This is a genomic window from Thioalkalivibrio sp. AKL12 (assembly GCF_000377925.1).
Lineage (GTDB): Bacteria > Pseudomonadota > Gammaproteobacteria > Ectothiorhodospirales > Ectothiorhodospiraceae > Thioalkalivibrio > Thioalkalivibrio versutus.
This window is the reverse complement of record NZ_KB898899.1, coordinates 82,831-100,679: the sequence shown is the minus strand read 5'-3', so window position 1 is coordinate 100,679 and position 17,849 is coordinate 82,831. Positions and strand designations below refer to the sequence as shown.

Here is a 17,849-nt window from a genome sequence, read left to right as displayed (position 1 = left end):
CCCTGAATACGACCCAAGAATTGTCCGATTTGGACGGGCGCGTCAACTCCCAGCGTGAACCAACCCGGGCCAGAGCACCGCCACAATCGCTCCATCCAACTGACGCAAAAGCGGAATCCGGCTGCGTTCCCAGGGGGCGATCCCGCGCTCCTGCATCAGCTTTTTCAGGGATCGGCGCCCGGCGGGGGTCGCGACCACCTCGCCCCCGCTTCGATAGCTAACGGTGAGGGCGGCCTCGCGGTCCACGCCGAGCCGCGGCAGCATCTCCCGGGTCAGGCGGCGTCCGTCTGCCAGAATCAGTTCCGACTGATCGGCTGGCCAGGGCTGTTCGGGCGGCGGGCCCGCAGCCTCCTCCTTCGGCCCGGCGTGCAGCTGATCGCGATAACGCCGCATCCATCCGCCATCCCATTCCACGGCGGGGGAGGCCTCCGGGTTGTCCACCAGGACCTGGCGCAGGAATTCACCCAGGCGGTCGTGGCCGGGCGGACGAAGGCCCTGCTCGCGCAGCCAGTGCCGCAGCAGGCCACGCTGGTTATCCGCGTCGAGCCCGCGCAAACCCTGGAGGTCCAGGCTGCCGGTCAGCGGATCCCGCACTTCTTCCAGAAGCTCGCCGAAATGCTGACGGAGCTGGCCGACCGCCTCCTGCTGCCAGGCAGCAGCGCGCGCCAGCCCGGCCGCGCCATCAAATCGCTCCTGCAACAAGGGCAGCACCGACTGGCGCAGGAAATTGCGGTCGAATCGAGGATCTTCATTACTGGGATCGTCATACCAGTCGAGGCCCTCCTGCTCCGCCAAGGCGGCCAGCGCCTCGCGGGGCAGGCCCAGCAAGGGTCGCCCCAGCCAGGTCTCGCCCTCGCGGCGCAGCGGCCGCATGGCCTGCAGCCCTTCGGGACCGCTGCCACGCAGGGCAGCCAGCAGGAACGTTTCGGCCTGATCGTCCGCATGCTGCGCGGCAAGGATGATGCCCGTCTCGCCCAGCCCTTCGCGCAGCATCGCGTAGCGTGCCTCGCGCGCCGCGGCCTCCACACCGAGGGCACGGGTGTCGAGTGAGCCGAGGGTACGGAGCCGGAACGGGCAGTTCAGTGCCTGCGCGAATGCGCGGCAGTGCTCGACCTGCTCACCGGAGTCCCGACGCAGGCGGTGATCCACGTGCATGGCCTCGAGGTTGGGGGTACCCAGGCGCACCGCGGCGTGGAGCAGCACGGTCGAGTCGAGACCGCCACTGAAGGCGATGCGCACCTGGCGATAGCCGGGATGCGCCTGGAGGAAGTCCCGCAGCGCCGCGGCTACAGGATCGAGCGCCCCGGCACCGGGATCAGGAAGCGGCTTCCTGGAAGGCACCGTAATCCATCAGCCGGCGATAGCGCCGCTCCAGGCGCTTGCCCGGGTCCAGCCCTTCCAGGCCGTCCAGGGTTTCCAGAAGCGCGGCGCGCAGACTGGAGGACATGGTGTCGGGATCGCGGTGGGCACCGCCCAGGGGTTCCGGCACGATGCGGTCCACCAGCCCCAGCTCGCGCAGGCGTTCCGACGTGATGCCCAGGGCCTCCGCGGCCTCCGAGGCCTTTTCGGCGCTCTTCCAGAGGATGGAGGCACAGCCCTCCGGCGAAATCACCGAGTAGGTCGAGTACTGCAACATCAGGGTGGCGTCGCCCACCCCGATCGCGAGGGCCCCACCGGAGCCGCCTTCGCCGATCACCGTGGCAATGATCGGCGTGTCGAGGCGCGCCATCACTCGCAGGTTGCGCGCGATGGCCTCGCTCTGGCCGCGTTCTTCCGCCCCCACGCCCGGGTAGGCACCCGGCGTGTCGATGAAAGTGAGCACGGGCATGCGAAAGCGCTCGGCCATCTCCATCAAGCGCAGGGCCTTGCGGTAGCCCTCCGGGCGCGGCATGCCGAAATTGCGGTAGACCTTGTCGCGGGTCTGGCGCCCCTTCTGGTGCCCGATCAGCATCACCGGCCGCCCGTCCAGGCGCGCCACGCCGCCCACGATCGCCGGGTCGTCCCCAAAGGCACGGTCGCCGTGCAGTTCCTCGAACTCGTCGAACAAGTCGGGAATGTAGTCAAGGGTGTAGGGTCGCCGCGGATGCCGCGACATCTGCGAGACCTGCCACGGGGTCAGCTTGGCGAAGATGCTCTCGGTCAAAGACCGGCACTTGCCTTCCAGGCGCTGGATCTCTTCCTGGATGTTGACCTCGGCATCGTCGCCGACGTAGCGCAGATCGCGGATCTTCGCTTCCAGTTCGGCAATGGGCTGTTCGAAGTCGAGAAAGTCCGGATTCATGCAGGGTCCCGAAGACTTGGTTGTGGATACCGACGAAGGACGCGAATTGTAACCAATTGCGGCGATCCCCGCTCCAATGCAGGTGCGGCGACGCCTTGTTTCCAGCTATCGGCCGTAGAGCACCTCGGCCTCGCAACCCGGACCCAGGGACTGCTGAATGCCACGCAACAGCCGCTCGTCCGGGCGGATGGTCCACCCCTCCGGCAGGCTGATATCCGCCTCCAGCCCGTCACGGCGATAGCACAGGTGCACACGGCAAGGCCCCTCACGATGCGGCTCCATCAGCCCGCGCAGATGGGCCACCTGCTCGGGAACCACCCCTTCCAGGCACAGGTGTAGCGCGCGGGCCCACTGGACCCGAGCTTCGTCCAGGCTGTACACGGTACGGGCCCGCATGCGGATCCCGCCGGCATAGTCGTCGAGCGTGACCGTGCCCTCCGCGACCAGCAGGGCATCCGGCTCCAGACGGTCCTTGTAGGTGGTGAAGTCGTCGTTGAACAACACCACCTCGGCCCGCCCGCTGCGGTCGTCCAGGGTGACGATGCCCATGCGCCCGCTCTGCGTGTTGCGCACCCGCACCCCGACGATCAGACCGGCGATGCGCACGGTCTCCTGCTTGCCCCGCCATTTCTGGCCCTGGGGCTCGTCCGGGCGATCCTCCAGCTTGGCCTCCAGCGCCTGCAGCGTGGTGCCAGTCAGGCGCAGCAACTCGGCGCGGTAGCGCTCCACCGGGTGGCCGGTCAGATAAAGCCCCAGGGTGTCCTTCTCGCCGCGCAGACGATCGTCGTCCTCCATCTCGGCCAGGGTCGCGCTATCCGGGATCACGGCCGCGGCCGGATCCCCGAACAGGTCCACCACACCCAGATTGGCATTGCGCTCGCTCTGTTCGGCTGCCGCGACCGCCATCGGGATGTCGTTCAGCAGCGTCGCACGGTTGGCGCCGATCCGATCCATCGCGCCGGCGCGCACCAGCGTCTCCAGCACACGCTTGTTCAGCTTGCCGAGATCCACCCGCTGGCACAGGTCCACCAGCCCGTGGAATTCACCGCCCTCGCCGCGCGCCTTTAGCAGGGTGTCGATGGCCGACTCCCCGACGCCTTTGATCGCGCCCAGGCCATAGACCACGGTCTGCGCGTCGTGGCAGGTAAAGCGGTAGTCCGACTGATTGACGTCTGGCGGCAGGACCTCCAGGCCCATGTTGCGGCATTCCTCGATCAGCCCCACCACCTTGTCGGTGTTGTCCATGTCCGCGGACAGCACCGCCGCCATGAACGGCGCCGGATAATGCGCCTTGAGCCAGGCGGTCTGGTAGGCAACCAGGGCATAGGCCGCGGAGTGCGACTTGTTGAAGCCGTAGCCCGCGAATTTCTCCATCAGGTCGAAGATGTAGGTCGCGACCCCTTCGTCCACCCCGCGCCCCAGCGCGCCTTCCAGGAAGATCTCGCGCTGCTTGGCCATCTCCTCGGGCTTCTTCTTGCCCATCGCGCGGCGCAACAGATCCGCACCACCCAGGGTGTAATTGCCCAGCACCTGGGCGATCTGCATGACCTGCTCCTGGTACAGGATCACGCCGTAGGTGGGCTGGAGAATGGGTTCCAGATCCGGATGCGGGTATTCCACCTGGGCACGACCGTGCTTGCGGTCGATGAAGTCGTCCACCATGCCCGACTGCAGCGGGCCCGGGCGGTAGAGCGCCACCAGCGCGATGATCTCCTCGAAGCTGTCCGGCTGCAGGCGGCGGATCAGGTCCTTCATGCCACCGGATTCCAGCTGGAACACGGCGGTGGTCTGATAGTCCTTCAGCAGCCGGAAGGTCTCGGCGTCATCCAGAGGGATGGCATCGAGATCGACCTGTACCGCGGCATCCATCTTGCGGACGTTGTCCACCGCCCAGTCGATGATGGTGAGCGTGCGCAGACCGAGGAAGTCGAACTTCACCAGGCCGACCGCCTCGACGTCGTCCTTGTCGAAGTGGGTCACCAGCGAGCCGCCGTCGTCCTCGCAGTACAGCGGCGAGAAATCGGTCAGCGCCGACGGCGCAATCACCACCCCGCCGGCATGCTTGCCCGCGTTCCGGGTGAGCCCCTCCAGCTTCTGCGCGAGATCGATGATCGCGCGCACCTCCTCGTCTTCGTCGTACTGCGTCTTGAGGTCCGCGCTCTCGGTCAGGGCCTTTTGCAGGGTCATCCCCAGCTCGAACGGGATCAGCTTGGCAATGCGGTCGACGAAACCGTAGCCATGGCCCAGCACACGCCCGACGTCGCGCACCACCGCCTTGGCGGCCATGGTGCCGTGGGTGATGATCTGCGAGACCTTGTCGCGCCCGTAGCGCTCGGCGACGTAGTCGATCACGTCGTCGCGCCGCTCCATGCAGAAATCGACATCGAAGTCGGGCATGGAGACACGTTCGGGATTGAGAAATCGCTCGAACAGAAGATCGTAACGCAATGGATCCAGGTCGGTAATACCCAGTGCATAGGCCACCAGGGACCCCGCACCGGAGCCACGACCCGGGCCCACGGGGATGCCATTGTCCTTGGCCCACTGAATGAAGTCCGCCACGATCAGGAAGTACCCGGGGAAGCCCATCTGGCAGATCACATCCAGCTCGCGCTGCAAGCGCGCCTCGTAATCCGCCGCCGGCGCGAAGCAGAAGCGCTCGAGGCGACCCGCCAACCCCTGCGCCGAGGTCTCGCGCAGGTGATCTTCCACGGTATAGCCCTCGGGGACCGGGAAGTCCGGCAGGACCGACTCGCCCAGGGTCAGGCTCACCGAACAGCGTCGCGCGATCGCCACACTGTTGGCCAGGGCCTCCGGGATATCCGCGAACTGCTCCGCCATCTCCTCCGGGGTACGCAGGTGCTGCGCCTCCGAGTAACGGCGCGGGCGCCGTGGGTCGTCCAGAGTCACGCCGTCATGGATGCAGACGCGCGCCTCGTGGGCCTCGAAGTCCTCGGGCCGCAGGAAGCGAACATCATTGGTGGCCACCACCGGCAGATCGAACGCCTCGGCCGCGGCCAGCGCCTGTTCGATCCAGGCCTCTTCGCCCGGGCGGTCGCTGCGCACCAGTTCCAGATAGAAGCGACCCGGGAAGCGCTGCATCCACGGCTCGAGATCCTCGGCCAATAGCGCGCGCGCGGCCCCCGAACCGTTCACGAATAACCCGTCGATCCCGCCAGACAATGCGATCAAACCCTCGGCGGCCGCATCCAGCCAGGCGCAGTCCACTCGCGGAATGCCCTTCTCCTGACCTTCCTGCCAGGCGCGCGAGATCAGCCGGGTCAGATTGCGGTAACCCGGGTCGTTCTGCGCCAGCAGGGTCATGCGTGCCAGGCTGCCGTCGGCGCGGGCATCGCGCACCAGAACGTCCGCACCGATGATGGGCTGTACACCCTTTGCGATCGCTGCACGGTAGAACTTCACCAGCCCGAACAGGTTGCAGTGATCGGTCACTGCGACGGCCGGCATCCCGCCCTCGGCCACCGCGTTCACCAGTGGCTTCAGGCGGACCAGCCCGTCGATCAGGGAATACTCCGAATGCACCCGCAGGTGCACGAAACCGGTATGGCCTTCGCTCATGCCCCCATCTCCTGTTCACGCGCCGCCAGCGCACGCGCGACCGGGCCAAAACTACGGCGGTGTTGCGGGCACGGACCCAACCGTTCCAGGGCCTCGCGATGCGCCACCGTGGGGTAGCCGGAATGGCGGTCGAAGCCGTAATCGGGGTAGTCCTGATGCAGATCGCGCAACCAGCCGTCGCGCGCCACCTTCGCGACGATGGAGGCGGCGCTGATCGCAGCCACCGAGCCATCCCCGCCGACGATCGCCTCGGCAGTCCAGGGACCCTGCGGTGTGAAGCGCCCGTCCACCAGCAGATGTGCCGGCGCGATGGCGAGCCCGGCCGCCGCCCGCTGCATGGCGAGCAGCGTCGCATGATGGATGTTCAGTTCATCGATCTCCGCCGCATCGGCCCGGCCCAGCGACCATGCCAGCGCGTCGGCACGGATCTGCACGTCCAGCGTCTCGCGGCGTTTCGCGCTGAGCTTCTTGGAGTCGGTCAAGCCGGGGCAGGTGTAGCCTTCCGGCAGGATGACGGCGGCCGCCACGACCGGCCCGGCCAGCGGCCCGCGCCCCACTTCGTCCACGCCGGCGACGTAGCGCTGCGCTGCCTCTAAATCGGACATGGAGTCTCCACCACGGTGAACTGCGGGCAATCGCCCGAACGCGAACATGCGCCGCGCCGGGGATCCGTTACAATAGCGCCGAAAATCCTAGCACACCCCCTCCGGATCCGAGCCTACTCATGTCCCAATCTCCGTTACGCTGCGCCGCCATCGGCGTGGGCCATCTTGGCAAATGGCATGCCGCCAAATACGCCGCGCTGCCGGACACCGAACTGGTTGCCGTAGTCGATGCCGATTCCGAAACCGCCAGCCGCGTCGCGGCGGAGCACGGCTGCCGCGCGGAGACCGACCATCGCGCCCTGATCGGTCAGGTCGATGCGGTCTCCATCGCCGCGCCGACCACCCTGCACTTCGACATCGCCCGGGACTTCCTCGAGGCCGGTTGTCATGTTCTGGTCGAGAAGCCGATTACCGCCACCCTGGAGCAGGCCGAGACGCTGAACCGGATCGCCGAGCAACAGGGCGTGGTCCTCCAGGTCGGGCACCTGGAACGCTTCAATGCCGCGCTACGCCGACTGACCGAGACCCCGCTGCACCCGCGGTTCATCGAGTCGCACCGCCTGGCACCCTACAAGCCGCGCGCCACCGACGTGTCGGTCGTGCTCGATCTGATGATCCACGACATCGACATCATCCTGTCGCTGGTGGATGCCCCGCTGACCGAGATTCGCGCCTCCGGCGCACGCGTGCTGACCGGCGACATCGACATCGCCAATGCCCGGCTGGAATTCGCGGACGGCTGCGTAGCCAACGTGACCTCCAGTCGCATCAGCACCAAGTCCGAGCGGCGCATGCGCATCTTCCAGTCACATGCCTACGCCTCGGTGGACTTCCAGAACCGCATCCTGTCGCTGAACCATATTGGCGCACCCGATCCGGAGACGGGAGCCCCTGCGATTCACCGCACGGAGAGTGTCTTCGACGAGGCGGATGCCCTGCTGGCCGAGATCCAGGCCTTTGTCGCCGCCGTGCGCGGTCAGGGGCCGGTCGTGGTCAGCGGCCGTGACGGCCAGCGGGCCCTGGAAACGGCCAGCCGCATCACCGACCTGGTCTACGAGAACCTGAACATCATGAGCCGGGCCGACGGTCCGCACAGCCACCTCGAAGGAGTCAAGCCGTGATCCCGATGGTCGACCTGCAGCGCCAGTACCAGACCCTGCGCCCCGAAATCGATGCCGCGCTACAGGACGTGCTGGCCGGTGCGCGCTTTATCCTCGGCCCCAACGTCCAGACCCTGGAACAGGAGCTCGCCGAGTACCTGGGCGTGGAACACGCGATCACCTGTGCCTCCGGCACGGATGCCCTGCATCTGGCGCTGGCCGCGGCCGGCATCGGCCCGGGCGACGAGGTCATCACCACCCCGTTTACCTTCATTGCCACCGCCGAAGCCATCCGTTATGTCGGGGCCGACCCGGTATTCGTGGACATCGACCCGCGGACCTTCAACATCGACCCGGACCAGGTCGAGGCGGCCATCACCGAGCGCACCCGCGCGATCCTGCCGGTCCACCTGTTCGGCCAGCCGGCCGACATGCCGCGCCTGCAGGCCATCGCCGAGAAACACAAGGTGATGATCGTCGAGGATTGCGCACAGTCCTTCGGCGCGACGGTCGATGGCGTACAGACCGGCGCGGCCACCGCCTTCGGCTGTTTTTCGTTCTTCCCCAGCAAGAACCTCGGGGCCTTCGGCGACGGGGGTCTGGTGACCACCAACTGCCCGTCTGCCGCCGATACCCTGCGCCGATTGCGCAACCACGGTTCCAGCGTGCGCTACTACCACGACGAGATCGGCTACAACAGCCGGCTGGACGAGATGCAGGCGGCGATCCTGCGGGTGAAGCTGCCGCATATCGACACCTACAACGCCGAACGCCGCCGGGTGGCGGCACGTTATCGCGACGGCCTGGCCGGGCTGCCGGTCGAGGTTCCGTTCGAGGACGGCATCGGGGTCCACGTCTACCACCAGTACACGCTGCTGACCGATCATCGCGACGCGATCATGGAGGCCCTCAAGGCCGCGGACGTGGCCTGCGCGATCTACTACCCGGTACCCCTGCATCAGCAAAAGGCCTTCGCCGATCTCCCGAACCGGCCGGAATCGCTGCCCGTCACCGAAGACGTCGCTGCGCGCTGTCTGTCGCTGCCGGTGTTCCCGGAACTCGAGGATGCGACCATCGACATGATCTGCGGGAAGATCCGCGCCGCCCTCGCGTGACGCCACGCGACATCGCTTCCACAGGGGGCCTCAACCGGTCATGACGCAGCATGTCGTGATCTGCGCCGGCGAGAGCTCCGGTGACGCACTCGGGGCGGGGCTGGTCCACGAACTCTCGGGGCTGGAGCCCGGTCTCCGTTACACGGGCATGGGCGGGACGCAGATGCGCGCCGCCGGGGTCGACACCCTGATCGACGTCTCCGAACTGGCCGTGGTGGGCCTGGTTGATGTGCTGGTCAACTACCCGCGCCTGCGCCGCCTGTTCCGGCGCATGTGCCAGCACCTGGAGACCCAACGCCCGGACCTGCTGGTCCTGGTGGACTACGTGGAGTTCAACCTGCGCCTGGCCGCCCACGCCCGCCGCCTCGGTATCCGCGTGCTGTTCTATGTCAGCCCGCAACTGTGGGCGTGGCGTTCCGGCCGGATCAAACGCATCCAGCGCAGCGTGGACGCGATGGCGGTACTTTTTCCCTTCGAGACCGACGTCTACGAGAAGGCCGGGGTGCCAGTACGCTATGTCGGTAACCCGCTTGTGGACCGGGTGCAGCCGCCCAAACAGCCGATTCGCGAACAGCTTGGCCTCGCGGCCAATACGCGCCTGGTCGGTCTTCTCCCCGGCAGCCGCAACGGCGAACTGAAGCGCCACTGGCCCATGCTCGTGGACACCGCCCGCCGCCTCCACGTATCGCACCCGGACATCCAGTTCGTGGCCTCCATGGCGCCGGGGGTCACCACGGAACACTTGGGGGCCCTCGCCACCTGTGACGATCTCCCCGTCCATTTCGTGGGCGGCGACACCGCCACCCACTCCCTGATGGCGGGGGCGGATCTATTGCTGATCGCCTCGGGCACGGCAACCCTGGAGGCCGGTCTGCTTCAGGCCCCGATGCTGGTGTTCTACCGCATGGGCACCCTGAGCCACGCCGTCTTCTCGCGTCTCGTGCGGGTCGAGAATATCGCCCTGGTCAACATCGTGGGCGGCGAGCGCCTGGTGCCCGAGTACCTGCAACAGCAGGCCACCGCCGAGCGCCTGGCCCGCGACGCCGCGGATCTGCTCGACCGCCCCGCGGCCCTGGAAGCGATGCGCGATCGCCTGGCGCAGGTACGCGATCGCCTGGGCAATGGTGGAGCCGACCGCCGCGTGGCCGAAATGGCGCAGGAACTCCTGCACCACGACCAACTAAGGGACAGCGAGAAGCCGATCTAAGGGCGACGGTTCGTTTGGGGGCAAACGCTTGGGCAGCACGCAGGGTCCTGCCCAGCGGCGACCGCGTCAGTGCGGACGACCGCCGCGCAGAATGCCGCGACGACTGCCGCGCACGAAACCGATCAGATTGCGCACTTCGGGCACCTCGGTCTCCTCGAACATGGCGTCCAGATGACTCTCGCGCCCGGCGCGTCCACGCATTCCCTGGATGAATACCCGGTGTAGCGCCTGAATGGCGTCATTGGAGAAACCGTTGCGCTTGAGGCCAACCTTGTTGATCCCGATCAGCCGCGCATAGTTGCCGCTCGCCAGGCAATACGGCGGGAGGTCACGGTTCAGCGCTGCACCCATGCTGGTGAAGGCGTAGGTGCCGACGCGACAGAACTGATGTACCAGGGTGAACCCACCCAGCGTTGCGTGATCCTGGATCTCCACGTGCCCGGCAAGGGAAGTGGCATTGGAGAAGATGATGCCGTTCCCGATGGTGCAGTCGTGCGCGATGTGGACATACGCCATGATCAGGTTGTCGTGCCCGATGACCGTCTCACCCAGGCCCTTCTCGGTTCCGCGGTGCAGCGTTACCGACTCCCGAATCACATTGCGATCGCCGATGATCAGCCGCGTGGGTTCACCCCGATAGCTGGTGTCCTGTGGCTCCTCCCCGATCGAGGAGAACTGAAAGATTCGGTTTTCCCGCCCGATCTCGGTCGGTCCGTTGATCACCACATGCGGGCCCACCCAGGTATCCGCGCCGATCTTCACATTGGCACCGATGACCGAGAACGGCCCGATCGTCACCGAGCTGTCGATCTCGGCGCTCGGGTGGACGTCCGCTCGCGGATCGATCACGCCGGGATTTCCTGACCGGAACACATGAGCTGCGCCGTGGCGCACACGTCGTCGCCCACCTTCGCGACCGCGTCGAAGCGCCAGATACCCCGCACCGTACGCTTCAGATCCACCCGCAGATGGAGTTGATCCCCGGGTACCACCTGGCGCCGAAAGCGCGCCTCGTCGATCCCGACAAACAGGTACAACTGCTGCTTGTCCTGGTTCTCGTTACGCGCCTCTTCGGTCTTGAACGCGAGCAGGCCGGTGGCCTGTGCCAGGGCCTCGAGGATCAGAACCCCGGGCATCACCGGCTTGATCGGGAAGTGCCCCTGGAAATACGGTTCGTTGATGCTGACGTTCTTGATCCCCGTCAGATAGCTGCCCGCCTCCCACTCCAGCACCCGATCCACCATCAGGAACGGGTAACGATGCGGCAGGTAGCGCATGATCTCCTGGACATTAAAGTCATCCACGCCGGTGTCCTTTCTCTTGATCTTGTTGTGCCGCATCCGGACCGCTGCGCGGGACGTGCAATACGACGTTCGACTCGGCCTCCCCACACGCGGCAAGGCCAGTTACTACCAGGGCCGATTGATCGCCCCTCGCTTGCCTAACGCGCCAGACGGCGCAGTCGGGCCAGCATGCGATTCCACAACCGGGCCTCTTGATGCGGGACTCCAGAGGCGTAGTGACCCGGACGCGTAATGGAGCGCGTGACCAGGGTCATCGCGTGAATGGTGACGTGATCCACGATCGACAGGTGACCCAGGATCCCGGCACCGCCCCCGATTGCGCAATGCGCGCCGATCCGGGCACTGCCCGCAATCCCCACACAGCCGGCGATGGCTGTATGGTCGCCAATCTCGACGTTATGGGCAACATGAACCAGGTTGTCGATCTTCACACCCCTCCCGATCCGCGTCGCGCGCAAGGCCCCGCGATCGATGGTCGTGTTCGCTCCAATTTCCACATCGGAACCGATCACGACATGGCCCAGCTGTTCGATCTTCTCCCAACCGTGGTCGCCCGCGGGGGCGAAGCCAAAGCCATCGGCCCCGATCACGCAACCACTGTGCAGGATGCAGCGATCCCCCACCGCAACGCCTTCAAGCAGGGTCACACGGGGGTGCAGGAAGGTATCGGCCCCCACCATCACCCCCTCGCCCACCACGCAGTGCGCCCCCACGACACTCTGGGGTCCCACCGTGGCCCCCGCGCCGATCACCGCCCCAGGCCCCACGAATGCGTCGGGAGCAACCGAGGACTCGGGATCCACAAATGCACCCGGATGGACACCCGCAGCTCGGGCGCGACGTGGCCTGCCCAGCCACTGACTCGCTCGGGCATAGCCCAGGTAGACATCATCCAGGTGGATCAGGGTTCGGGAAGCCGTCGATTTCAGCCCCGCGGCCACCGGTACCAGGATGACACCCGCGGCACTCGCTGCCAGGGCCTCGGCATGACGCCCGGCGTCCGTCACAAAACTCAGATCGCAGGGGCCTGCGGTGGCCAGCGCGCTCAACCCGGTGAAACGGCGTTGGTCATCGCCCGTGAGCTGCCCGCCCAGCGCCTCCGCCAGCTCGCGGGCCGAATACCCGCCGTCAGTCTCGCTGCATTGTGGCAAGGATGTCGTCCGTGATGTCGATCCGGTCACTGGCATACAGCACGTTGCGCTCGGTCAGGATCAGATCAATGTCGCGTTCCCGGGCGAGATCGACGATGGCATCGTTGATCCGTCGCTGCAGTTTGGCCAGCTCTTCGTTGCGGCGTACATTCAGGTCTTCGCTGAAGCTCTCCTGCGCCCGCCGGAATTCGCGCGAACGTTGCGAGAACTCCCGCTCCAGATCCGCCCGTTCCGATGGGTTCATCAGGTCCCCGTCACGTTCCAGCCGGTCACGCAGCCGCTGCAGCTCCTCACGTTCCGCCACCAGCTCCGAATCGCGCGGCGAAAACTCCCGCTCCAGTTCGCGCATGGCATCTTCGGCCTGCGGCGAATCCTCGAGAATCCGGTTCATCGTCACGAATGCCACGTTCTGCGCCCCGGCGACAGCGGGTACTACCAGCCATCCGCTGGCGACGAGAATCACCGCCGCGAACCAGGCCATCCCGGATCTCATGACGCCTCCCGATGCGCTTGCATCGATCATCCTCAGAAACTGGCCCCCAGCAGGAACTGGAAGCGCTGCAGCTCGTCACCCGGCTGATCGTTGAACGGCTCGGCGACGCTGAAGCTCAGCGGCCCCACCGGCGAGAACCAGGTCACCGCCACACCCGCCGATGCCCGCAACTCGCTGGTATCAAAGTCCGACACATCATGGAACACATTCCCCGCGTCCACAAAGGTACTCATGCGGACTGCATCATTGTCGGCCGCAAACGGCATCGGGAAGAACAATTCCGCGGACAGCGTAGTCCGGAAACGCCCACCGTAGGGATCATCATTGGAATCGCGCGTCGCCACCTGACCATCGCGGATCGGTCGCAGATCGCCCAGCTGGTTGTCCTCGTAACCGCGGACCGAGCGAATGCCCCCGGCAAACAGCCGTTCGTAGAACGGGACGTCATCCCCTCCGTAACCATCCGCGTACGCGAGCCCGGCGGAGAGGCTGAAGGAGTACCGATCGGACAGCCGGAAGATCTCCTGACCCGAATAGGTGAGCTTGTAGAACTCGCGGTCACTGCCCGGCACCGTGACTTCCAGGCCGACCCGATGACGACGGCCTTGCGAAGCGAAGGTCGTGCTGTCCCGAGTGTCGTGAATATAGCTTGTCTCCAGCTTGTAGAGGTTCGCGGAATCGCCAAATTCGTCCAGCTCGTCGATGATCTCGTCCGGGGTTCCGATACGATTATTGGAGCGTTCGACCGTCTCGATTTCAATGTTCTCGAAACCCGGGCGCACCTGAATCCGGTCGAACTCCGACAGCGGAATCCCGTAGGTCACGTCGAAACCAAAGCGGTTGGATGAATACCGCGAGATGTTGGCCTCCTCGGCATCGATCTTGCGATAGAACACGGAGAACCCGCGACTCGCACCGGAGGGGGTGAAGTGCGGATTGGTGACGCTCATCCGGAACAGCTGGTTGACCTTGCTGGTACTCACCTCGGTGGAGAAGCGATTGCCGGTCCCAAGGAAGTTGTCCTGTGTCAGGCTCGCGGTCAGTAGCAGCCCCTGGTTCTGCGAGAACCCGGCGCCCAGCGACAAGGCCCCGGACTGCTGCTCGGTCACGGTGATATTCAGGTCTACTTCGTCATCGGTGCCGGCGACCCGCTCGGTCTCCACGTTCACGCTCTGGACGAACGGCAGCCGCTGGACACGCACCCGGGAACGTTCGACCAATGCCCCGTTGTACCAGGCGCTCTCCATCTGCCGCATCTCGCGGCGATACACCCGTTCCTCGGTGTTCTGATTGCCGGTGATCCGGATGTTCCGAACGTAGACACGCGGGCCCGGGTCGACGAAGAACGTGATCGCGACTTCGCGGTTGTCCTCGTCCACGTCGGGCACCGGGTTCACGTTGGCGAACGCGAAACCCTCCCGGGTCAGGCGTTCGCTGATCCGTTCGGCGGACTCGGTCACCTGACTGCGCGAAAACGGCGCATCGATGTCCACGTCAATCAGGCTTTCCAGCTCCTCTCGCGGGATCACGAAATCCCCGGCGAGATCCACACCCGTCACCGTATAGCGATCGCCCTCGTCGACGTTGATGGTGATAAACAAATCCCGCCGGTCCGGCGTCAGCGTCACCTGAGTGGAGTCGATATCGAACTCCAGGAAACCCTGATCCAGATAATGCGAACGGAGCTGTTCCAGATCCCCGGAGAGCTTCTCGCGCGAGTAATTGTCCCGCCGACTGAAAAAGGCCCACCAGCGTGGCACGCCGGACTCGAAACGCCGGGTCAGTTCACGACCCGAGTAGCTCTCGTTGCCCACCACATTGACCTGGCGGATTTTGGCCACCGGCCCTTCGGTAATGTCGATCTCGATGTCCACGCGGTTACGCGGCAGTTCCACGATCTCCACATCGACCTGCACGTTATAGCGCCCGCGCGCGAAATACTGCTGGCGCAGCTCGCTCTCGATGCGGTCCAGCATCGTGCGGTTGAATACCCGCCCGGAACGCAGGCCGGCCGAATCCAGCGCCTCGCGCAAGCCCTCGTCGGGGATATCCCGGTTACCGGAAAAGTTGATCTCGTTGATCGCGGGTCGTTCCGAGACAATCACAACGAGGACGTCCCCGCGCCGGGCGATCTCCACATCGTCGAAGAAGCCGGTCTGGAACAGCTCGCGGATCACCTCCGGACTGCGATTGTCGTCGAAGGTATCCCCAACCTGCACGGGCAGATAACTGAGCGCGGTACCGGCGGTGATCCGTTCCAGCCCCTCGATTTCGATATCCTCGATCTCGTAGGCCTGGCCCCAGGCCGTCCCCGCCAGGCCCAGCAAACCGACCAGGGCCATTCCTCTCAAGCTGTTTCGCGCCATGCTCTCCGCCAAAAAATAGGCCGTTCGGTGGGCTGATCGAGGCACCCGGGATGCGCTCCAGTGTGCCTTCGCCTAACCGAACAGTCGTGTCAAATCATTGTACAGGGCCAGTATCATCAGCCCCGCGATCGCCAGCAGACCCACCTGCTGACCGATTATCTGGGTGCGCTCCGACACCGGGCTGCCCTTCACCGCCTCGGCGGCGTAGTACAGCAAATGGCCGCCATCCAGCATCGGGATCGGCAGCAGATTGATGATCCCGAGCGACACGCTCACCAGCCCGAGAAATCCCAGGAACGCCGAAATCCCGATCAATGCCGAGACCCCCGCAAACTCGGCTATGGTAACCGGTCCGCTGATATTTTTAACCGACGCATCCCCGGTGATCATTCGCCACAGGATGCCCAGTGTCAGGACGGTCACATCCCACGTCCGCTCCGCCCCCGAGACAAATGCCGATCCCGGACCCTGGCGCACCAGTACGGCCATGTCCCGTGCCGCCGATTGATCCGTATCCACGCCCGCGCCGATACGGCCAATGGCCACCCCCTCGTGATCCGTCGCCTCCGGCGTCATACGTAGTTCCAGGGTGCGCCCGTCGCGCTCCACGGTGACCCGCAGATCGGCTTCTGGATGCGCACGCACCACCTCGACCCAGCGATTCCAGTCCGCGACCGGCTCGCCGTCCACTGCCAGCACACGATCCCCGACCTCCAGTCCGGCCGCCGCCGCCGGGCTCCCACCCTCGACGGCACCGATCCGCGGTTCCAGCATCGGCCGATAGGGCTGCAACCCCAGCTTGTCGAGGAACTGCCCCTCTGCCAGCAACGCCTGGCGATCCCGCAGATCCACCTCCCGCTCGATCTCTCGACCGTCCGTGCCGCGCAGCAGCAGGGTGACCGCCTCGCCGCGAACCGCATGGTCCAGCAGGCGCAGGTTGGCCTGCTCCCAGTCCGCCACTTCACGATCGCCCACCCGCAGGATCTCCTGCCCCCGCTCGAGGCCCGCCTCGGCGGCCGGCGTATCCGGCGCTACCTCGCCGAGAATGGGCTTGATCCCGCCCACGCCCACCATGAACATCACGGCGTATACCAGGATCGCCAGCAGGAAATTCGCCGCCGGACCGGCCGACACCACGAATGTACGGGCCCCAAGACCTTTCTGGTTGAAGGCGCGCGTGACCTCCTCCTCCGCCACCGGACCCTCGCGCTCGTCGAGCATCTTCACGTAGCCACCCAGCGGCAATGCGGCAATCACGAATTCCGTCCGGTCCCGCCCGAAGTAGCGCTTGAAAATCGGCCGGCCGAAACCCACCGAGAAGCGCAGCACCTTCACCCCCACCAGACGGGCGGCGAGGTAGTGCCCATATTCGTGCACGGTCACCAGTACGCCAATGGCCACCGCAAACGCCAGCAGGCTCGTCAGGAACGTCATGACAGGACGGGTCGTGCGTTCGCGACATACTCGCTCGCGACCTCGCGAGCCCGCCGGTCCGCCCCCAGGACGCGCTCCAGCGAATCGGCCGCCTCGGCCTCGATCGCCTCCAGGGTCGTGGCGATCACCGCCGGGATCTCGCTGAAGGCCAGGCGCTCTCCCAGGAAGGCATCCACCGCCACTTCATTGGCGGCGTTGAGAACCGCGGTGGCCGTCCCTCCACGCTCCAGTGCCGCGTAGGCGAGACCGAGCGCCGGGAAACGCGCGGCTTCCGGCTCGGAGAACTCCAGCTTGCCCATCGTGAGCAGATCCAGCGGTTCAACGCCCGACTCCATACGCTCGGGCCAGGCCAGCGCATGGGCGATCGGTGTGCGCATGTCGGGGTTGCCGAGTTGCGCGAGCACCGACCCGTCATCGTAGGCCACCATCGAATGCACGATGCTCTGCGGGTGAAGTACCACCTGAATCGTCGCGGGCGCCACGGCAAACAGCCAGCAGGCCTCGATCACCTCGAGCCCCTTGTTCATCATCGTCGCCGAGTCCACCGAGATCTTGCGCCCCATATCCCAATTGGGGTGGGCGCAGGCTTCGTCCGGCGTAATCCCGGCAAAGCTGTCCAGCGGACGGTCGCGAAACGGCCCCCCCGATGCGGTGAGCCAGATCCGGCGTGCCCCGTGCGGTGTCACCGACTCGGCACAGACGTAGCCATTGGGGAGGCACTGAAAGATCGCGTTGTGCTCGGAATCGATCGGCAACAGACAGGCACCGGAGCGGCGCACGGTATCCATCAGCAAGGCCCCGGACATGACCAGCGCCTCCTTGTTGGCGAGCAGCACCCGTTTGCCCGCCTCGGCCGCGGCCAGCGTCGGCAACAGCCCGGCTGCGCCCACGATCGCCGCCATCACCGCGTCGACCCGGGGTTCCCGGGCGACCTCAGCCAGGGCCTCCGCACCCGCCCGCACCTCGGTACGCGAGCCGACCGCCGCCAAAGCTGCGCGCAGAGCCTCGGCGGCATCGGGATCGACCATCACGGCCACTTCCGGGTGGTGGGCCAGGCACTGCGCGCGCATGCGCTCCACATTGCAATGCGCCGTCAGGGCATACACGCGGAAGCGTTCCGGCTGACGCGCCACGACATCGAGCGTACTCAACCCGATGCTGCCGGTTGATCCGAGAATGGTGATGTGCGTCGTCTTCATGGGTACCTGCGTCCG

At 65.9% G+C, this 17,849-nt stretch carries 14 protein-coding genes; 3 read left to right on the top strand and 11 right to left on the bottom strand.

What is annotated here, in order from left to right; genetic code table 11:
* Positions 1 to 42 precede the first annotated feature (42 nt).
* From tilS to rnhB, 4 genes are all read right to left on the bottom strand, one after another.
* Positions 43 to 1,239: a tRNA lysidine(34) synthetase TilS gene (gene tilS / locus D579_RS0110225; RefSeq protein WP_018951941.1), complete on the bottom strand. Its 1,197-nt coding sequence runs from the start codon at positions 1,237 to 1,239 to the stop codon at positions 43 to 45.
* A 76-nt stretch (positions 1,240 to 1,315) separates the two neighbouring features.
* Positions 1,316 to 2,281 carry an acetyl-CoA carboxylase carboxyltransferase subunit alpha gene (locus tag D579_RS0110220; RefSeq protein ID WP_018145590.1) on the bottom strand — a complete coding sequence of 322 codons (966 nt, stop codon included), beginning with the start codon at positions 2,279 to 2,281 and terminating at the stop codon, positions 1,316 to 1,318.
* 105 nt (positions 2,282 to 2,386) lie between these two features.
* A complete protein-coding gene (dnaE, locus tag D579_RS0110215) occupies positions 2,387 to 5,860 on the bottom strand; it encodes a DNA polymerase III subunit alpha (protein WP_018951940.1) in 3,474 nt (1,157 codons plus the stop codon).
* Complete coding sequence (gene rnhB / locus D579_RS0110210) at positions 5,857 to 6,465, bottom strand: ribonuclease HII (RefSeq protein WP_018951939.1); 609 nt, start codon at positions 6,463 to 6,465, stop codon at positions 5,857 to 5,859. Before rnhB ends, dnaE begins: the two co-directional genes overlap by 4 nt.
* Positions 6,466 to 6,584: 119 nt before the next feature.
* On the opposite strand from rnhB, the gene D579_RS0110205 reads away from it, so the two are divergent.
* The 3 genes from D579_RS0110205 to lpxB are packed head-to-tail and all read left to right on the top strand — an operon-like array spanning position 6,585 to position 9,887.
* Positions 6,585 to 7,586 (top strand): Gfo/Idh/MocA family protein, encoded by a 1,002-nt coding sequence (locus D579_RS0110205; RefSeq protein WP_018951938.1) that lies wholly within the window; start codon positions 6,585 to 6,587, stop codon positions 7,584 to 7,586.
* Entirely contained in the window at positions 7,583 to 8,680 is a 1,098-nt protein-coding gene (locus D579_RS0110200) for a DegT/DnrJ/EryC1/StrS aminotransferase family protein (RefSeq protein ID WP_018951937.1), read from the top strand. The genes D579_RS0110205 and D579_RS0110200 overlap by 4 nt, the downstream gene beginning before the upstream one ends.
* Positions 8,681 to 8,720: 40 nt before the next feature.
* Complete coding sequence (gene lpxB / locus D579_RS0110195) at positions 8,721 to 9,887, top strand: lipid-A-disaccharide synthase (protein ID WP_018951936.1); 1,167 nt, start codon at positions 8,721 to 8,723, stop codon at positions 9,885 to 9,887.
* Positions 9,888 to 9,953: 66 nt separating this feature from the next.
* On the opposite strand, the gene lpxA is transcribed toward lpxB, so the two are convergent.
* The 7 genes from lpxA to ispC form a co-directional block, all read right to left on the bottom strand.
* Positions 9,954 to 10,736, bottom strand: a complete 783-nt coding sequence (gene lpxA / locus D579_RS0110190) for an acyl-ACP--UDP-N-acetylglucosamine O-acyltransferase (protein ID WP_018145584.1) — start codon at positions 10,734 to 10,736, stop codon at positions 9,954 to 9,956.
* Positions 10,733 to 11,227 (bottom strand): 3-hydroxyacyl-ACP dehydratase FabZ, encoded by a 495-nt coding sequence (gene fabZ, locus D579_RS0110185; RefSeq protein WP_018145583.1) that lies wholly within the window; start codon positions 11,225 to 11,227, stop codon positions 10,733 to 10,735. The genes lpxA and fabZ overlap by 4 nt, the downstream gene beginning before the upstream one ends.
* 101 nt (positions 11,228 to 11,328) lie before the next feature.
* The gene (lpxD, locus tag D579_RS0110180) at positions 11,329 to 12,342 is read right to left on the bottom strand and encodes a UDP-3-O-(3-hydroxymyristoyl)glucosamine N-acyltransferase (RefSeq protein WP_018176727.1); all 1,014 of its coding nucleotides are present in this window, start codon (positions 12,340 to 12,342) and stop codon (positions 11,329 to 11,331) included.
* Positions 12,320 to 12,823: an OmpH family outer membrane protein gene (locus D579_RS0110175; RefSeq protein WP_018176726.1), complete on the bottom strand. Its 504-nt coding sequence runs from the start codon at positions 12,821 to 12,823 to the stop codon at positions 12,320 to 12,322. Before D579_RS0110175 ends, lpxD begins: the two co-directional genes overlap by 23 nt.
* 44 nt (positions 12,824 to 12,867) lie before the next feature.
* A complete protein-coding gene (gene bamA / locus D579_RS0110170; RefSeq protein WP_369773013.1) occupies positions 12,868 to 15,201 on the bottom strand; it encodes an outer membrane protein assembly factor BamA in 2,334 nt (777 codons plus the stop codon).
* Positions 15,202 to 15,273: 72 nt separating this feature from the next.
* The gene (gene rseP / locus D579_RS0110165; protein WP_018176724.1) at positions 15,274 to 16,635 is read right to left on the bottom strand and encodes an RIP metalloprotease RseP; all 1,362 of its coding nucleotides are present in this window, start codon (positions 16,633 to 16,635) and stop codon (positions 15,274 to 15,276) included.
* Positions 16,632 to 17,834, bottom strand: coding sequence for a 1-deoxy-D-xylulose-5-phosphate reductoisomerase (gene ispC / locus D579_RS0110160; protein ID WP_018951935.1), 1,203 nt, complete (start codon positions 17,832 to 17,834; stop codon positions 16,632 to 16,634). The genes rseP and ispC overlap by 4 nt, the downstream gene beginning before the upstream one ends.
* Positions 17,835 to 17,849: the final 15 nt, after the last annotated feature.